Consider the following 15943-nt stretch of genomic DNA (forward strand, 5'->3'; position numbering starts at 1 on the left):
TACTCAGGAGACGTTCGTGGAGACCTCCCCCTCGGCCGGCCGTTCATGGCTCTGGCTCATTTTGCTGATCCCTTATGTCGCGCTGCTGTGGCTGCCGTTCTATAACGACACGCATCCGCCGCTCGCGGGCTTTCCGTTCTTCTACTGGTATCAGTTTCTGTGGGTGCCGTTGACCTCGCTGCTGATTTACATCGTGTATCGAGGTCTCAAATGAGCGATCTTAATCCTGTGAACCCGGTTGCGATGACGGTCTTCATCGCGTTCTTCGTGCTCGTCACGGTGATCGGTTTTTTTGCCGCGCGCTGGAAACGCGGCGACCTGACGCAGTTGCACGAGTGGGGTCTCGGCGGCCGGCAGTTCGGCACGGTCATTTCGTGGTTCCTCGTCGGCGGCGATTTCTACACCGCCTATACGGTGATCGCGGTGCCCGCGCTCGTCTATTCGGTGGGCGCGTATGGCTTCTTCGCGTTGCCGTACACGATCATCGTTTATCCGTTCGTGTTCGCGGTGATGCCGAAGCTGTGGAAGGTCGCGCACGCCAAGAACCACATCACCGCGGCCGACTACGTGCACGGCGAGTACGGCGGCAAGTGGTTCCCGGCGGCCATCGCGCTGACCGGCATCGTCGCGACGATGCCGTATATCGCGCTGCAACTCGTCGGCATGCAGGTCGTGATCAAGGGGCTCGGCGTCAGTGGCGAATTGCCGTTGATCGTCGCATTCGTGATCCTCGCGCTCTATACGTATGCGAGCGGCCTGCGCGCGCCGGCGATGATCGCGTTCGTCAAGGACATCATGATCTATATCGTCGTGATCGCGGCGATATGGCTGATTCCGGTGAAGCTCGGCGGCTATGGGCACGTGTTCGCCCTGGCCGATGCGCACTTCCAGGCGAAGGGCGGCGCGACCGGCATCCTGCTGAAGCCGAATCAGTACACCGCGTTCGCATCGCTCGCGCTGGGCTCGGCGCTCGCCGCGTTCATGTATCCGCATACGATGACGGCGGTGCTGTCGTCGGCGTCGGCAAAGACGGTGCGCAAGAACGCGATCTTCCTGCCCGCCTACACGGTGCTGCTCGGCCTGATCGCGTTGCTCGGCTATATGGCGATCGCCGCGGGCGTGAACGTGAAATCGGCAAGCGACGTGGTGCCGACCCTGTTCGGCACGCTGTTCCCGTCGTGGTTCGTCGGCTTCGCGGCCGCCGCGATTGCGATCAGCGCGCTCGTGCCGGCCGCGATCATGTCGATCGGCGCGGCGAATCTGTTCACGCGTAATCTGTGGCGTCCGCTGGTGTCGCCGAACATCTCACCCGCAGCCGAGGCGGCCAATGCCAAGATCGTCTCGCTGGTCGTCAAGTTCGGTGCGCTGCTGTTCATCGTGTTCCTGCCGACGCAGTACGCGATCGATCTGCAGTTACTCGGCGGCGTGTGGATTCTGCAGATTTTCCCTGCCATCGTGTTCACGCTGTACACGCGCCGTCTGAACACGCCGGGTCTGTTCCTCGGCTGGCTCGTCGGTATCGTGCTCGGCACGGGCCTCGCGATTTCGCAAGGGCTCAAGCCGGTGTATGGGCTGCATTTCGGCCACGAGAACTACCCGCTGTATATCGGCCTGATCGCGCTGGTCGCGAATATCGTCGTGAGCTTCGCGGTGTCGTCAGTGTCGCCGCGACGGGCTGCCGTTACGGCCTGATCGACCTTCGTCCGGCTCGATGAGGAACGCCGCGGGGCTGTCGGCCCGCGGCGTTTTTTATTGCGGTCTGGGTCCAGAAGAACTAGAACCGCTCGACCCGAAACGGCCGCGGATCGACCAGCGTTTGCTCGCCGGTCATCATTTCGGCGATCAGCCGTCCCGTCACCGGTCCGAGCGTCAAACCATGATGCGCATGGCCGAATGCGAACCACAGTCCCTGATGTTTATGCGCGGGCCCGATGATCGGCATCATGTCCGGCGTGCACGGACGGCGTCCCATCCACGGTTCGGCGTCCAGACGTTCGCCGAGTGGAAACAGGGTGCGCGCGATCGGCTCGACCGCATCGAGCTGTACCGGCGTCCTGGCCGCCTCGGCTCGCGCGATTTCGGCGCCCGTGGTCAAACGGATGCCACGCGCCATCGGCGCGAGCACATAGCCGTGCTCGACGTCGAGAATCGGATGATTGAGCCGTGCGCTGCGGCGCGGCGCGTAGTGCATGTGATAGCCGCGCTTGACCGCGAGCGGCAGCCGATACCCGAGCCGCGTGCTCGCGCGATCCGACCACGGTCCGAGCGCGATCACCGCCGACGCGGCCGTGATCGCCCCGTCCCGCGTCTCGACTTGCCAGCCTTCGCGCAGCGTATCGGCATCGCCGATGAAGAACCGTCCGCCGAGCGCTTCGAAGTACCGCGCGTAGGCGGTGACGAGCGCGTTGGGATCGCTGACCGAATCGGATTGCGGATAGTGCAGCCCACCTTGCAGGCGCTTGTCGAGATCGGGTTCGAGCTGTTGCAGCCGCGGTGGGTCGAGCGTTTCGAACTCGACACCGTACTCGCGATGCCATTGCTCGGCGAGCAGGGTTTCGGCGTCGCGCGCGGCGGCGTGGCGAAACACCTTGATCCAGCCGATCGGCCGCAGCAGCGCGCTAGCACCGGCGTCCGCGGCAAGCGCGCGATGTTCGCTGACGCAATGCTCGATCAGCGTCGCGTACGATTTCGCGATTTCCGCGTGCTTCGCCGGATGCGAATTGCGCCAGTAGCGCCACAAAAACGGCGCGACCTGGAGTATCGCGTCGGCGTGATAGCGCACGTCGGGCGACTGGTTGCGAGCGTAGCGCAGCAGGGTGCCGAGCCCGCGCGGAAACGCGTACGGATAGACGCCTTCGCGCTGGATCAACCCGGCGTTGCCGAACGACGTCTCGTTGCCCGGCTGCTTGCGGTCGATCAGCGCAACGGCGCGCCCGCGTTTCTGCAGATGGACGGCGACGCACACCCCGACAATGCCGGCGCCGAGCACCACGGTATCGAATTTCATGCTGCCTGCCCGCCTTGCGTGTGTTCTATGCGGTGTCGACGCCGCGCCGTTTTCCAGTGGGCGGCGAGGCGCCCGTTTTCATCATATACAGGGATTGGCCCGCTTCGCTATTGGCAAAAAACCACGCTCGGGAAAACGCGCGAATGCCAGCTTCGATCCGGCGAAACCCTGTCTTTCGACGCTCGATCGAGCGGGGGACTTCGGACTCGCTGGCGTCAGCGTGTAAACTGCTGACTTTTTTGCGTCCGGTGGTATGTTGCAAGCCCCTCAACGCAGCGCCCTCAGCGGGCCCGCGCTCGTTCGCTTACTGGCCCGTCTCGCCGAGGCCGACGTCGCCGAATCGCAGCAATCGCTGGCGGATCGGCTGAGCCAGTGGCTCGGTTGGACCGACGCGATCGCGTTGTCGTCGGCGCTGGACGGCAAGCCGCCGGTCGTCGCCGGTGGCGCGCGCGCGTTCGGCCGCACGGAAGAGGACGAGTGCACGCGCGTGCGCCGCTCGCTGGTGAGCGCCATCGCCAGCGATGGCCTGCTCGCCGGCTCCCGCCGACGTGGACTGGCGCCGTCGTCCGCCCGCATGTCCGCTCCGCGCGCGGCCGTGGACACGCAGGCCGACTACGCGGTATTTCGGCACCGCTATCTCACGCTTCAGCAGTCGATGGAAACGGCGATCGGCGCGTTGCGCGGCCGCCTGCGCGCATTGCTGGCGACGCAAGCGCCGGCGCTCGCGCGGCTCGCGGTCGTCGATGCGGTGATGGAGCGTGCGCTAGGCGAGCGCGAGCGGACTTTGCTCGGCGCGGTGCCCGGGTTGCTCGGCGGGCATTTCGAGCGCTTGCGAGAGGGTGACCAACGGCGGGTGGCGGACGCGCAGGCTGAAGTTGCCGCCGACGCCGGTGCCACGCGGCAGCAGTCGGCCGAAGTCGAAGCCGGCGCTCGCGCCATTCAACCACCGCCAGCCTCGGCTCACGCCAACGCCGCCGCGCCCGCCGGCCATGCCGCGCCGCTCGCGTCCGACGCGTGGCTCGACACCTTCCGCAAGGACATGCAGAGCGTTCTGCTGGCCGAGCTGGAGGTTCGTTTTCAACCGGTCGAAGGGCTGCTCGCGGCTCTTCGCGCCTGCTAACTGGGACCCCATGTCCAGATATCGTATCGATCTCGTCGTATTTCTCGCGGGGCTCGCCGCGGCGTGCTGGATCGCCGTCGGTTACGCCGTGTCCAACCCGCTCGCGTTCGCCGTCACGCTGCTGATCGGCGTCTTCTACGTGCTGGGCGCGCTCGAATTGCGCCGCTATAGCCAGGCGAGCGCCACGCTGACAGGCGCGCTCGCCGCGCTGTCCGGACCGCCGCCAAGCCTCGCCGCGTTTCTCGAACCCGTGCATCCGAGCCTGCGCAATAGCGTGCGGCTGCGCGTCGAAGGCGAGCGCGTCGCGTTGCCAGGCCCCGCGCTGGCGCCGTATCTGGTCGGCCTGCTGGTGCTGCTCGGCATGCTCGGCACGCTGCTCGGCATGGTGATGACGCTGCGCGGCACCGGCCTTGCGTTGGAAAGCGCGAGCGATCTGCAAGCGATCCGCGCGTCGCTGGCCGCGCCGGTCAAGGGGCTGGGATTCGCATTCGGTACGTCGATCGCGGGTGTCGCGACGTCGGCGATGCTCGGGTTGCTGTCCGCGCTGTGCCGCCGCGAGCGACTCGAAGCGGCGCAACAGCTCGACGTGAAGATCGCGACGACGTTGCGCGTCTATTCGCAGAGCCATCAGCGCGAGGAAAGCCTCCGGCTGCTGCAGCGGCAGGCCGAAGCGACGCCGCTGCTGGTCGAACGTCTGCAGACGATGATGAGCGCGCTCGAACAGCAGAGCGCCGTGTCGAACCAGCGGCAGATCGCGAGCCTCGACGCGTTTTACGGCCGCACCGAAGCCGCTTATCTGCGCCTGGCCGGTGTAATCGAGCAGTCGCTGAAGGACAGCGTGGCCGGCAGCGCGCAGGCCGCGGGCAACGCTCTACAGCCGGTCGTCGAAGCAACGATGGCCGGCCTCTCGCGCGAAGCCGCCGCGTTGCACGACGCGGTGACGCAAGCCGTGCAGCGCCAGCTCGACGGCATGTCGAGCGGCTTCGCGGCGACCAGTGCGAACGTCGCCGAGATTTGCAGCCACGCGCTCGCCGGACATCGGCACGCGAGCGACGAGTTGGCCGCGCAGCAGCGCGCTTCGGTCGAACGCGTCGCCGAAGCGTTCGAACAGCGCTCGGCCGCGTTGCTCGACGCCGTGTCCGCGCGGCTCCAGGCGACCGCGAGCGGCATGTCGCAGGCCTGGGGCGACGCGTTGGCACAGCAGCAAAGCGCGGGCGACAAGCTCGCCGCCAACAACGAACAGGCGTTGGCGCGCGCCGCCGCGACGTTAGAGCAGCATGCCGCGGCGTTGCTGAGCGCGGTCGGTAGCTCGCATGCGAACTTGCAGACGGAACTGACCGCGCGCGATGAGCAGCGTTTGGCCGCATGGGCCGAGGCGCTCGACGCGATAGGCGCGAAGCTGAGCGAACAATGGCAGCAGACGGGTGCGCGAGCCGCCGGCCATCAGCAGCAAATCTGCGACGCGCTGGCGCAAACCGCACGCGATATTTCTGAGCAGACGCACACGCATGCCAGCGCGACGATCGCCGAAATCGATCGACTGGTGCATGCAGCGGCTGAAGCACCGAAGGCGGCGGCAAATCTGCAAGCCGAACTCGCCGCGCGCGACGAACAGCGCTTCGCCGCGTGGACCGACGCGCTCGGTGCGATGACCGCGAAGCTCAGCGAACAATGGCAGCAAACAGGCTCGCAAACCGCGACCCGACAGCAGCAAATCTGCGACGCGCTGGCGCAAACCGCGTGCGATATCTCCGCGCAGACGCAAACGCATGCCAGTGCGACGATCGCCGAGATCGAGCGCCTCGTGCTGGCGGCGTCGGAAGCGCCGAAGGCCGCTGCCGAAGTCGTCGCGGAGCTGCGCCAAAAGCTCTCCGATAGCATGGTCCGCGACACCGCGATGCTGGAGGAGCGCAGCCGTCTGCTCTCCACGCTGGAGACGCTGCTCGACGCGGTCAATCATGCGTCGACCGAACAGCGCACGGCTGTCGATGCGCTGGTCTGGACGTCGGCGGATCTGCTCGAACGCGTCGGCAATCGCTTCACCGAGCACCTCGAGCATGAGACCGGCAAGCTCGGCACGGTCGCCGCGCAGGTCACCGGCAGCGCGGTCGAGATCGCGAGCCTCGGCGAAGCGTTCGGCGCGGCCGTTGGCATGTTCGGCGAAGCGAACGACAAGCTCGTCGCGCATCTCGAACGCATCGAAGCGGCGCTCGATAAATCGCTTGCGCGCAGCGACGAACAGCTCGCCTACTACGTCGCGCAGGCGCGTGACGTGGTTGACCTCAGCGTGATGTCGCAGAAGCAGATCGTCGAAAATCTGCAGTTGCTGGCCGCGCAGCGCGCGACCGCCGGAGCCGACGCGGTATGAGCGAGGACATCGACGGCGGTGTGGAAACGGCTGCGCCGATCTGGGCCGCGTTCGGCGATCTGATGTCGGTGCTGCTCGGCGCTTTCGTGCTGATTCTGGTGAGCGTGATCGGCGTGCAGCTCGAACTGTCGAGCAAGCTCGAACAGGAGGTCAAGCAGCGCCAGGCCGAAACGCAGCGCCGCAAGACGCTCGAACAGGCGCTCGCAGGACCGCTCGCGGCGGGGCGCGTGACGCTCGTCAATGGCCGCATCGGCATTAGCGGCAATGTGCTGTTCGCGCTGAATTCCGCGCAGCTGCAGCCCGACGGCCGCGCGCTGCTGAAGAGTCTCGCCGGGCCGCTGTCCGCGTATCTGCGCGCGAGCGACCAGATCCTGATGGTCAGCGGCTTCACCGACGATCAACGCCTGCGCGAAGGCAACCGACGCTTCGCCGATAACTGGGAGCTGTCGGCGCAACGCGCATTGACGGTCACGCGCACGCTGATCGACGAGGGCGTGCCAGCGTCGTCGGTGTTCGCGGCGGCGTTCGGCTCCGGGCAGCCGGTCAGTTCGAATGCCGACGAACCGGGTCGCGCGAAAAACCGCCGCGTCGAAATCGCGCCGGTGCCGCGGCCGTCGAGCGCGGCGGTAGCGGAGAAGTCCGGTGCCTGATGACGCGCTCGACGGCAGCTTGATCACCGACGACGCGATCCACGCGACTCGCGCGACGCTCGATGCATGGCGCGCGAACGGCGCGGATCGGCTCGATCCGCTGCGCTTTCATCTGCTCGACGCGTTTGCACAGCGCGCGACGCGGCACAGCGGCGAGTCGCGGCGAGCGCTCGAGCAACGATTGTCAGAACTGCTGGCCGAATATGCGGCCGAGGTCGAGCGTGCGGCTGCGGACGAGAGCGCGTCGCAAGCCACCTCCGGTGAAGCCAACGAAGCCGACGACGCCACGCTCGCGGCGCTGATCGAACACCTCGGCCGCCACCACGCGCTCGCGGATGCACCGCACGCCGCGACCTATCCCGAACTTCCCGGGGTCGACTACTTCCGCGAAGTCTGGTCGAAAGTCCGCAGCGAAAAGCAGCTGCGCCAGTCGCTCGCGCAGGTGCCCGGCAACGCGGGGCCGCTCAATTCGAGCAGCCTCGTGCATCGCGCGTTGTCGTTGATGCGCGAGCTGTCACCGGGGTATCTGAAGCAGTTTCTGTCGTATGTCGATACGCTGTCGTGGCTCGAGCAGATGAACGGCGGCGCGCCGCTCGACAAGGAGGCGCCGCGCGCGGCGACGGCAGGCAAGGGCGCTCGCAGGAAGGCCCGCTAACCCGCGATGATTCATCGACCCATGGCATAGTGACTGAACCCATCATCACTGGAGGCCGGCATGCGTATTCAGACATCCTTTCTTTTCGATCTCGACGGCACGCTCGTCGACAGCGTCTATCAGCACGTGCTGGCATGGAAAGAGGCGCTCGACAGCGAGGGGATTGCGCTGTCCGTCTGGCGAATCCATCGCAAGATCGGCATGAGCGGTGGGCTGTTCACCGACCAGTTGCTGCGTGAGACCCACGGCGAGATCAGCGTCGAACGCGCCGAACGACTGCGGCACGCGCATGCGGCCGCCTATCAGCGCATGCGCGCGCAGGTGTGTCCGCTGCCGGGCGCGCGCGAACTGCTCGGCGCGCTGACGCAGGCCGGTACGCCGTGGGCCGTCGCGACGAGCGGGCGGATGGAAACCGCCGCGCTGAATCTGGCGGCGCTCGGCGTCGATCCGGCGAAGTCGGTTGTCGTCACGCGCGACGACGTCAAATATGCGAAGCCCGATCCCGACCTCTTCCTCGCCGCGGCCGCGCGGCTCGGCGTGCCGATCGAGCACACGGTCGTGGTGGGCGACAGCATCTGGGACATGCTCGCCGCGCGCCGCTGCCGCGCGCTCGGCGTCGGCCTGCTGTCGGGTGGCTATGGCACCGAGGAACTGGAGCGCGCGGGAGCGTTGCGTGTCTACGACGATCCGGCCGATCTGCTCGGGCATCTCGACGAAGTGGCGTCGCGGCCGTGAAGCAGGGCGCCGATCAGTGCTTGATTATCGGCGGCTCCGCCGCGGGCTGCGTCGGCGTCACTTTCGACGATTCACGGACGAGTTCATCGGTCATCGCGGACCCGACCGGATTCGTGCCGCGTCCGGTGCCAGGCCTGGGCCCAGCGCCGGCGCCAGTGTCATTTCCCGATGACATCGGCACGGTGATGCCCGAAGGCATCGGCAGCGACGGGTCCGGTTTTGCCGATTCCTTGACCAGTTGGTCCGTCAGCATTGCGGCGACGGGGTTGGCGCCATTCGGGTGCGTGTCGTCGCGCCGGCGGGCCTGGGTCTGGTCGAGGCGCGGTCCGTACTGCGGCCTCGGTTGGGCTTTTTGCTCTGCGTACGACTGCGGTTTCGAGCGCGCACGCGCGGCTGTGGCCGGATTGACCGCCGACGGCGCCGCGTTATCGATGCGGCCGCTGGAGGTCTGGGTCGAATCGGGCGTGACGCTCGGCGCGGGAGCGGGTGCCTGAGTGGCTGCCTGAGCGGGCGCCTGAGCGGGCACGGGCGCCGGAGCGGCCGACTCCGTCTGCGGAAGCGCCGATTGCGGCGCGATCACAGCGTTGTTCGCGATGTCCGAGCGCGGCGCGGGTGGGCTGACCGGTTGCGCCGGCATCACACTGGCGCCAGCGGCACGCGACGTGCCGGTCTGCGGTTGCGATTCGACCGCGCCGGTGACGCTGCGGGTCACCGCGCCGGTCACGGCCGGCGCCTGATCGTCCCTGGGGTAAAGCAGATAACCGGCGACGCCCGCATCGACCACGAGCAGCCCGACTATCATCATCTTGCCGGTATTCGTCATATCTAAGCAACTACCAATAGCAACTGCGATTGCCTGATGATAAACGACGTCTCCCATCGACGCTTCTCGCCGGCATTGCGCGACGCTTCGCGATGGGTGATGTCCGAATGAACCTGGCACCATGACAGCATACGCCTGCGGTTATCGCGACTCGCCTTCACGATGGAAAACGACGTTTTTCCAGGCGCCGCGATTCTCTTTTTGACTCAATGATGTTCGCCGCATTCACGCGACGGGTGCCTGCGGCAATGCGATTTAAGTGGTGCCGCCAATGCGCGGAGCCTGTACTATACGACCATTGCGGACGACCGGCAGCCACGGTTCGATTATCCGGCGTGAATAAGTGACTTGCAGCGACTGGCTCACAACGCACATGCCGGCGGCCCGCCAAACGGCGCCAACGAGACGCGCGAGCAGCGTCGATAGCGTCGACGGCGGGCGGTGACCGGAAGTAGCGACAAGAACCCATTGATCATGCGGACCGCGGGCGGGACCTCGCCCGGCATTCCTTGGGCAGTCGCGTTGCGAGACGCCAAGACCGACTGGTCGGTCCGGGGCGTTCGCAGCGGCGGCGTGGGAAACACGTGAAGATATGAACAACTTTATTCGACCTCCCGTTTTTTATCCGTCCACCGTGGTTTTCGTCGACGACAACGACAGCTACCTCGACGCGCTGCGCCGGTTCTTTCCGGGCACCTACACGAACCTGTTTTTCACGCGTCCGCAAGCAGCGCTCAACTATATCCGCCAGCATGCCCGCGAGAATTCGCTCGAGTTCGCGGCGGCCTCGGCGTGTCTGAGCGAGCCGGGCGTCGAGCGCTTCGTCGAGACGTCGGCGGAGCGCGACATCGTCGCGCGGCCGTCGCGCTTCGAGGAAGTGGCGGCGGTCGTCGTCGACTACGACATGCCGGGCATCGGTGGCGTCGAATTCCTGTCGTCGATCTCGCATCTGCGTTGCGCGAAGGTGTTGCTCACCGGCGTCGCCGACGAAACCGTCGCGGTGAAGGCGTTCAACGCCGGCATCGTCGATCTGTACTTGCGCAAGACCGACCCGGATTCGGCCAATCGCCTCACACATTTCCTGAAGGACGCGAAGATTCGCCATTGCGCGGAGTCGGGCTGGCTCGCGCTCGGCGAAAACGGCATGACCTACTGCGATCCGCGCACGCGCAAGGTGATTGACGAAGTGGTGGCTGCACAGGACATCGTCGAGTATTACTGGCGGCCCGAGCAGAACGTGATCCTGATGTTCGACGCCGCGGGCAATCCGAGCGTGTTCGTCGCGTGGGCCGAGAACGACTGGATCTCGCAGGGCGAAATCGTCGCCGACGAGGCTGGCCCGTCCGACCTGCTGCGCCAGCTCGCCACGCGCGAGGTGATGCCGCTGTTCTGGCCGGACCTCGCGTATCGCTCCGGCATGAAGTTCCAGTCGCTGACGCCGCAAAGCATCCCCGGCTGGGACGACGCGTTCTTCGGCTGGACCCGCATCGAGCCGGTCGAGGTCGGTCTCGATCTCGTCACGTTTGCGCACTGGCGCGTCGACCGTAATCGCTGAGCGGCGATAACGGACCGGGCGCGGCGGTTCGTGTCGCCGCGCTAATGGCGTGCGTGTTCGCGGAGAAACTCGCATACAGCCCGGTGCATGGCCTGCACGCCGGGGCTCGTTTCAAGCGCGCGCCAGCATCCATGCACGAGCCCCGTGCCGATCAGTAGCCGGGCGTCTCCACCGGCCGCGCGAATCTGTTCGACGAACGCGCGCGCGTCGTCGCGTAGCGGGTCGTGCTCGGCGCCGATGGCAAGCATCGGCGGCAGCCCGTCGAAGCGGGTTGCGGCGAGCGGGATCGTCCACGCGGGGCCAGGCGTTGGGTTGCCTTCTTCACCTTTTCCCCAGTAAGCGTCGCGAAACTTATGCACGTCCGCGAGCGTCAGCATCGGCGCATCGGACTCGGTGTCGCGCGCGGGCAACTGCGGCTCGGTGCCGAGCATCGGATAGACGAGCACGATGCCGCGCACCGCGCTCTCGCCATCGTCGCGCAAGCGCAGCGCGACGCTTGCCGCCAGGGTGCCGCCGGCGCTATCGCCCGCGAGTTGCAATGCAGCGTGCTCGGGCAGGTCGAACGGCAGGCGGTGGTTCAATGCGGCCCGTGTGATCTCGAGACAGTCCTCGTGCGCGGCCGGCGCGCGATGCTCAGGCGCGAGCCGGTAGTCGACCGCGATCACGTCGAGGCCAGTGTCGGCGGCGAGACGCGCGGTCACCATCTGATGACTGTTCAGCGAGCCGAGCACGAAGCCGCCGCCATGAAAATACAGCACCGTGCCGCGGATCGTGCCATTTTCGCGTGCCTTCACTGGATGCCGGTAGAGCCGCAGCGGGACCGGGTGGCCCGCGCCGGTGCGAAAGCTCGCGTCCTGGGCGACGAGGTCGCTGGGCAGCGGCGGTGTCAGCATTGCGGCGTAGCGGTCGTATAGCTCGCGCTGATCGCGCGGCGTCGCCGCCGCGTGATGCGACGGATAGAGCGCACTGGCTCGTTCGATAAAAGCGGCGATTTCCGGCTCAAGCATGGCCACTTCGTTCGGGTCGTGTTTCCAGTTGCGCTGTGCGCGGCAAAGCGATCACACGTCCCGCGAAACGCGCCGGCGGCCATGCCGCATGGGCTTGCGCGAGTTCGTGCACGCGCGCATTGACGTCCGGATCGAAAGCGACGCCGCGCGGTCCGCTGGTATCGACGTGTAGCAGCATCTGCTCGCCCGCGGCGACGGGGCCGGTGCGTTGGTTTTGCGTCGTGTCCAGCGAAAACATTTCGAGGTACACATGAATACGTTTCGCGTCGTAGCCGAGCACGCGCATGTCGACACGCACCTGCGTGCCCTGTTTGATTTCATGCAGATAGTTGAGATGCGCTTCGAGCGTGTAGATCGACCGATGCCGCTCTTTGCGCACCGCATCGGGCAGGCCGATCAGATCGATCAGCGCGTCGGTCGCGAGACTGAAGATCAGCATATAGAACGCGTCGCGCAAGTGGCCGTTGTAATCGACCCATTCGGCGCGCACGCTGTCGCGGTAAGACGGCAGAACAACGGGATGCGACATGGGCGTCAATCTCCTCGATCGAATGCGATGGCTGCGGCGCATCGTTTGGGGTTATCAGTGTAGTGCATCGCGATGAGCCTGCGCCGGAACCCGGTGGGCCTCGAATTGTGGTCGTTATAGGAACAGTGAATTCATGGTTCAGGGCTTACTACGCGGCCTGAACGACTTCTAAACTGCCCTAACCGCTGCGTATGGCCGACGCTCACACGAGGCTTCGCGGCAATCGCATGAAGCTATCTCTGGAGATTGGAAATCATGAAGTCCATCAGGTCGCTGATCGAGGCAGGGGTTATCGCCGCTGTCATTGCCGCGCCGCTCGTGGCGTTTGCGCAGTCGAATCAGGCCAATGAGCCGATCTCGCGCGCGCAGGTGCGCGCCGAACTGAGCCAGCTCGAAAAGGCCGGTTACGATCCGTCCAACGCGAACGCGAGCGATTATCCGGCCAATATCCAGGCGGCCGAAGCAAAGGCCGCGGCGCGAAACCAGGTCGCGCGGAATAGCGGCTACGGGATGCCCGCGAATGGATCGTCGCAGCGCAGTGGTCACACCGATTCCGCGCCGAGTTCGTATTCTGTGCCGGTGGTGAATTACACGCGTTGACTATTGCTCACGTATTCGATGCCGATCGAAATGATGCCGCACAGCGTGTCGCCGCCGCATGCTTCAGCGCTCGTCGCTGCGCGCCATCAAATCCGTATCAGCACCGCCCCCAGCGTCACCAGTGCGCACGCCACGATGCGTCGCGTGGTGAGCTTCTCGCCCATGAAGATCCAGCCGATCAACACCGCGAAGATCGAACTCAACTCGCGCAACGCGGAGACCATCGCGATCGGCAGATAGCGATACGCCTCGATGATCAGGCAATACGCGCCGAGCGCGAGCACGCCCGACGCGATGCCCTTCACCACCAGCGCGCGGCCGATGAAGAGCCCCTTTGCGCCGCCGCGCCAGTGCCACGCAAGCATGAACTGCGGGATGTTCCAGATCAGATAGACCCACATGATGTAGCTAAGGCCATTGCCCGCGACGCGCGCGCCGACGCCGTCGACGACCGAGTAGGTCGCGATGAAAAGACCCGTCAGCAACGCGAACGGCACGCTCTCGCCGGAAAAGCGCATGCCGCGTCGAAAGGCGAGTGAGACGATGCCGCACGACACGAGCGCGACGCCCAGCGCGGCGAGCGGTTCAAGCACCTCTGCTGCGAACACGAGCGCGCCGACGAACACGAGCATCGGCGAAAGACCGCGCGCGATCGGATAGATCTGGCTGAAATCGCCGCTTCTGTACGCGCGAATCAGCGCGAGCAGATAGCCCCATTCGAGCACCGCCGACGCGACGATATACGGCCACGCGGCCGGCGCCGGTAGCGGCAGCACCAGCACGCCGATCGCGCTGACCACGAGGTACGGCATCGCCATCATGCCGAGCAGCCAGACCCGGTCTTCGGACAGATGCAAGAACGCGTTCCAGGTCGCGTGAAGCAGCGCGGAGAACAGCACCAGCAGGACGACAAAGGTTTCCATCGACAACCGGATCGGACGAACAGGGCAGGGGAAGACCGCAAGGCGGTCGCAAGCCCGTGATTATTCCAGCAGAACGCCGGAATGGCGGAGAGGATGACTAAAGCGAAGGGGTTTTATGTGGAGGAAAGCGGCGTTGTGGGGCGCGCGCGCCGTCCTCAGATCACCCGCTCACGCAACCATGCGGAGCCGAGATCGATCATCGTTACGACGACGATCACCATGATCATCACCGCGGCCGTCTGCGCATAGTTGAACGAGCGGATCGCCTCGTACAGCACCACGCCGATCCCGCCCGCGCCGACCATGCCGACCACCATCGCCGAGCGCACGTTCGATTCGAAGCGATACAACGCGTAGGAGATCCACAGCGGCAGCACTTGCGGCAGCACCGCATAGACGATTTCATCGAGGCGTGTCGCGCCGGTCGCGCGCACGCCTTCGGCCGGGCGCGGATCGATCGCCTCAACCGCTTCGGCGAACAGCTTCGCGAGCACGCCCGTCGTATGCACCCACAACGCGAGCACGCCGGCGAACGGACCGAGCCCGACCGCGACGATGAACAGCATCGCGAAGACCATTTCATTGATCGCGCGGCACGCGTCCATCAGGCGGCGCACCGGTTGCACGACCCACCGCGGCGCGAGATTGTGCGCGGACATCAGGCCGAACGGCACCGCGCAGACGAGCGACAGCGCGGTGCCCCAGATTGCGACCGCCAAGGTCACGTACATTTCGTGCGCGTAGCTGCGCCACTCGGTGAAGTCGGGCGGGAAGAAGTCCGCCGCGAACTGGCCCATGTTGGCCGAGTCGCTGAGCAGGTCGAGCGGACGCATGTCGGCGCCGTGCCACGCGCCGCCGAGCACGGCGAGTACCGCGATCCAGCCGAGCAGCGACCACCAGCCGCGCTTGCCGGCACGGTCTTTCGCTTGCGCCGCCTGTGCGGCGGCCGCTTCGCTCGAGCGCGCCGGCGACGCGATCGGATCGGCCGTGTTCATTGCTTCGATTGTGCGTTGCTGAGCGCGCTCAGCTTCGCGTCGAGCGCGGCCAACTGCGTCTTGCGATCGCTATCGGACAGATGTGTATCGCTCTCGATCTTCTGCTTCTGCTGGAACAGCACGATCTCGCGAATCGGCAGCAGCTGCTGATCCGACGATGCCTCGAAGCCGATGTACTCGGTGATGCCGGCCATCACCGCTTTTTCGTGCGGATCGGTCTTCGCGTAGTTCAGGAAGAACTTGCGCAGCTTGTCCTTCGTCGCTTGCGGCAGATCCTTGCGCCAGACGAGCGGGTCCGACGGAATCAGCGGCGAGGTCCACAGCACGCGCACCTGCGCAAACTTGTCCGGGTGCTCGCGCTTCAGCGTTTGCATCATCATGCTGTTGTTGGTTGCGATGTCGATCTTGTTGTTGACGACCGCGAGCAGATTCGCTTCGTGGCTCGACGGCAGCACGCTCTTGAACGACGTATTGACCGGCGCGTTGTGCTTCGCGAACAGATAGTAGCCCGGCACCAGCGTGCCCGACGTCGAGTTCGGATCGCCAAAGCCGAGCGTGACGTCCTTCGTGTTCCTGAACACGTCGTCGAGCGTCTTGAAGCGGCTGTTCACATTGGTGATCAGCAACGAGTAGTAGCCGCTATCGCCGTTCGCGTGCTGCGCTTTCGCAAACACTTCGCCATCCGAACGGTCGACGGCTTCGATCGCCGACGCGTTGCCGAAATAGCCGACCTGCACCTTGTTGAAGCGCATGCCTTCGATGATGCCGGCGTAATCGGTCGCGAAGAAAGCCTTCACGTTCAGGCCGGTCTGTTTCTTCATGTCGTCGATCAGCGGTTCCCAGCGTTGCTTGAGCACCGCCGACGAATCGGTCGAGATGATGCCGAGGTTGATGTCCTCGGCATGGGCCGCGGCGACACAGGCGAAAGCGGCAGCGCCGGCCGCGAGCGTGATCAGGGAGCGCAAGAGTTTCATCG

Annotated in this window: 16 protein-coding genes; 9 read left to right on the top strand and 7 right to left on the bottom strand. The window is 65.6% G+C overall.

The window, feature by feature from the left end; genetic code table 11:
- The first annotated feature begins 16 nt into the window (after positions 1 to 16).
- Positions 17 to 214: a DUF3311 domain-containing protein gene (locus F6X42_RS19010; RefSeq protein WP_027195870.1), complete on the top strand. Its 198-nt coding sequence runs from the start codon at positions 17 to 19 to the stop codon at positions 212 to 214.
- Positions 211 to 1692: a monocarboxylate uptake permease MctP gene (gene mctP / locus F6X42_RS19015; RefSeq protein WP_187635701.1), complete on the top strand. Its 1482-nt coding sequence runs from the start codon at positions 211 to 213 to the stop codon at positions 1690 to 1692. The genes F6X42_RS19010 and mctP overlap by 4 nt, the downstream gene beginning before the upstream one ends.
- Positions 1693 to 1774: 82 nt before the next feature.
- On the opposite strand, the gene F6X42_RS19020 is transcribed toward mctP, so the two are convergent.
- Positions 1775 to 3007: an NAD(P)/FAD-dependent oxidoreductase gene (locus F6X42_RS19020; RefSeq protein WP_187635702.1), complete on the bottom strand. Its 1233-nt coding sequence runs from the start codon at positions 3005 to 3007 to the stop codon at positions 1775 to 1777.
- Between the two features lie 253 nt (positions 3008 to 3260).
- Between F6X42_RS19020 and F6X42_RS19025 the strand changes: the two genes are divergently transcribed.
- Genes F6X42_RS19025 through F6X42_RS19045 form a run of 5 tightly spaced genes read left to right on the top strand, consistent with a single transcriptional unit; the run spans position 3261 to position 8535 of the window.
- Positions 3261 to 4127, top strand: a complete 867-nt coding sequence (locus tag F6X42_RS19025) for a DUF3348 domain-containing protein (protein WP_187635703.1) — start codon at positions 3261 to 3263, stop codon at positions 4125 to 4127.
- Between the two features lie 10 nt (positions 4128 to 4137).
- Positions 4138 to 6495, top strand: a complete 2358-nt coding sequence (locus F6X42_RS19030) for a DUF802 domain-containing protein (protein ID WP_187635704.1) — start codon at positions 4138 to 4140, stop codon at positions 6493 to 6495.
- Entirely contained in the window at positions 6492 to 7145 is a 654-nt protein-coding gene (locus F6X42_RS19035) for an OmpA family protein (protein ID WP_187635705.1), read from the top strand. The genes F6X42_RS19030 and F6X42_RS19035 overlap by 4 nt, the downstream gene beginning before the upstream one ends.
- Positions 7146 to 7167: 22 nt before the next feature.
- Positions 7168 to 7800 (top strand): DUF2894 domain-containing protein, encoded by a 633-nt coding sequence (locus F6X42_RS19040; protein ID WP_187635840.1) that lies wholly within the window; start codon positions 7168 to 7170, stop codon positions 7798 to 7800.
- Between the two features lie 60 nt (positions 7801 to 7860).
- Positions 7861 to 8535 (top strand): HAD family hydrolase, encoded by a 675-nt coding sequence (locus F6X42_RS19045; RefSeq protein ID WP_187635706.1) that lies wholly within the window; start codon positions 7861 to 7863, stop codon positions 8533 to 8535.
- 13 nt (positions 8536 to 8548) lie between these two features.
- Here the strand turns inward: F6X42_RS19045 and F6X42_RS19050 are convergent, their stop codons facing one another.
- Complete coding sequence (locus F6X42_RS19050) at positions 8549 to 9358, bottom strand: hypothetical protein (RefSeq protein WP_187635707.1); 810 nt, start codon at positions 9356 to 9358, stop codon at positions 8549 to 8551.
- 592 nt (positions 9359 to 9950) lie between these two features.
- On the opposite strand from F6X42_RS19050, the gene F6X42_RS19055 reads away from it, so the two are divergent.
- Positions 9951 to 10913, top strand: a complete 963-nt coding sequence (locus F6X42_RS19055) for a response regulator (protein ID WP_187635708.1) — start codon at positions 9951 to 9953, stop codon at positions 10911 to 10913.
- 41 nt (positions 10914 to 10954) lie between these two features.
- Here the strand turns inward: F6X42_RS19055 and F6X42_RS19060 are convergent, their stop codons facing one another.
- Both F6X42_RS19060 and F6X42_RS19065 read right to left on the bottom strand, forming a co-directional pair.
- Positions 10955 to 11920 carry an alpha/beta hydrolase gene (locus tag F6X42_RS19060; RefSeq protein ID WP_187635709.1) on the bottom strand — a complete coding sequence of 322 codons (966 nt, stop codon included), beginning with the start codon at positions 11918 to 11920 and terminating at the stop codon, positions 10955 to 10957.
- Entirely contained in the window at positions 11913 to 12449 is a 537-nt protein-coding gene (locus F6X42_RS19065; protein WP_187635710.1) for a thioesterase family protein, read from the bottom strand. The genes F6X42_RS19060 and F6X42_RS19065 overlap by 8 nt, the downstream gene beginning before the upstream one ends.
- A gap of 255 nt (positions 12450 to 12704) precedes the next feature.
- Between F6X42_RS19065 and F6X42_RS19070 the strand changes: the two genes are divergently transcribed.
- Positions 12705 to 13049: a DUF4148 domain-containing protein gene (locus F6X42_RS19070; RefSeq protein WP_187635711.1), complete on the top strand. Its 345-nt coding sequence runs from the start codon at positions 12705 to 12707 to the stop codon at positions 13047 to 13049.
- An 86-nt stretch (positions 13050 to 13135) separates the two neighbouring features.
- Here the strand turns inward: F6X42_RS19070 and F6X42_RS19075 are convergent, their stop codons facing one another.
- The 3 genes from F6X42_RS19075 to phnD form a co-directional block, all read right to left on the bottom strand.
- Entirely contained in the window at positions 13136 to 13972 is an 837-nt protein-coding gene (locus F6X42_RS19075) for an EamA family transporter (RefSeq protein WP_187635712.1), read from the bottom strand.
- Between the two features lie 155 nt (positions 13973 to 14127).
- On the bottom strand, positions 14128 to 14967 hold the full coding sequence (phnE, locus tag F6X42_RS19080) for a phosphonate ABC transporter, permease protein PhnE (RefSeq protein ID WP_187635713.1): 840 nt from the start codon (positions 14965 to 14967) through the stop codon (positions 14128 to 14130).
- Entirely contained in the window at positions 14964 to 15941 is a 978-nt protein-coding gene (gene phnD / locus F6X42_RS19085) for a phosphonate ABC transporter substrate-binding protein (protein WP_187635714.1), read from the bottom strand. Before phnD ends, phnE begins: the two co-directional genes overlap by 4 nt.
- Positions 15942 to 15943 lie beyond the last annotated feature (2 nt).

The organism is Paraburkholderia podalyriae (assembly GCF_014397785.1).
GTDB classification, from domain to species: domain Bacteria; phylum Pseudomonadota; class Gammaproteobacteria; order Burkholderiales; family Burkholderiaceae; genus Paraburkholderia; species Paraburkholderia podalyriae.

Bases quoted from the DNA above. Each gene is read 5' to 3' on its own strand.
- F6X42_RS19045 (WP_187635706.1), top strand. From the start codon at position 7,861: ATGCGTATTCAGACATCCTTTCTTTTCGATCTCGACGGCACGCTCGTC.
- F6X42_RS19075 (WP_187635712.1), bottom strand. From the start codon at position 13,972: ATGGAAACCTTTGTCGTCCTGCTGGTGCTGTTCTCCGCGCTGCTTCAC.
- phnE (WP_187635713.1), bottom strand. From the start codon at position 14,967: ATGAACACGGCCGATCCGATCGCGTCGCCGGCGCGCTCGAGCGAAGCG.
- F6X42_RS19030 (WP_187635704.1), top strand. From the start codon at position 4,138: ATGTCCAGATATCGTATCGATCTCGTCGTATTTCTCGCGGGGCTCGCC.
- F6X42_RS19035 (WP_187635705.1), top strand. From the start codon at position 6,492: ATGAGCGAGGACATCGACGGCGGTGTGGAAACGGCTGCGCCGATCTGG.
- F6X42_RS19020 (WP_187635702.1), bottom strand. From the start codon at position 3,007: ATGAAATTCGATACCGTGGTGCTCGGCGCCGGCATTGTCGGGGTGTGC.
- F6X42_RS19065 (WP_187635710.1), bottom strand. From the start codon at position 12,449: ATGTCGCATCCCGTTGTTCTGCCGTCTTACCGCGACAGCGTGCGCGCC.
- phnD (WP_187635714.1), bottom strand. From the start codon at position 15,941: ATGAAACTCTTGCGCTCCCTGATCACGCTCGCGGCCGGCGCTGCCGCT.
- F6X42_RS19050 (WP_187635707.1), bottom strand. From the start codon at position 9,358: ATGACGAATACCGGCAAGATGATGATAGTCGGGCTGCTCGTGGTCGAT.
- F6X42_RS19055 (WP_187635708.1), top strand. From the start codon at position 9,951: ATGAACAACTTTATTCGACCTCCCGTTTTTTATCCGTCCACCGTGGTT.
- F6X42_RS19060 (WP_187635709.1), bottom strand. From the start codon at position 11,920: ATGCTTGAGCCGGAAATCGCCGCTTTTATCGAACGAGCCAGTGCGCTC.
- F6X42_RS19070 (WP_187635711.1), top strand. From the start codon at position 12,705: ATGAAGTCCATCAGGTCGCTGATCGAGGCAGGGGTTATCGCCGCTGTC.
- mctP (WP_187635701.1), top strand. From the start codon at position 211: ATGAGCGATCTTAATCCTGTGAACCCGGTTGCGATGACGGTCTTCATC.
- F6X42_RS19025 (WP_187635703.1), top strand. From the start codon at position 3,261: ATGTTGCAAGCCCCTCAACGCAGCGCCCTCAGCGGGCCCGCGCTCGTT.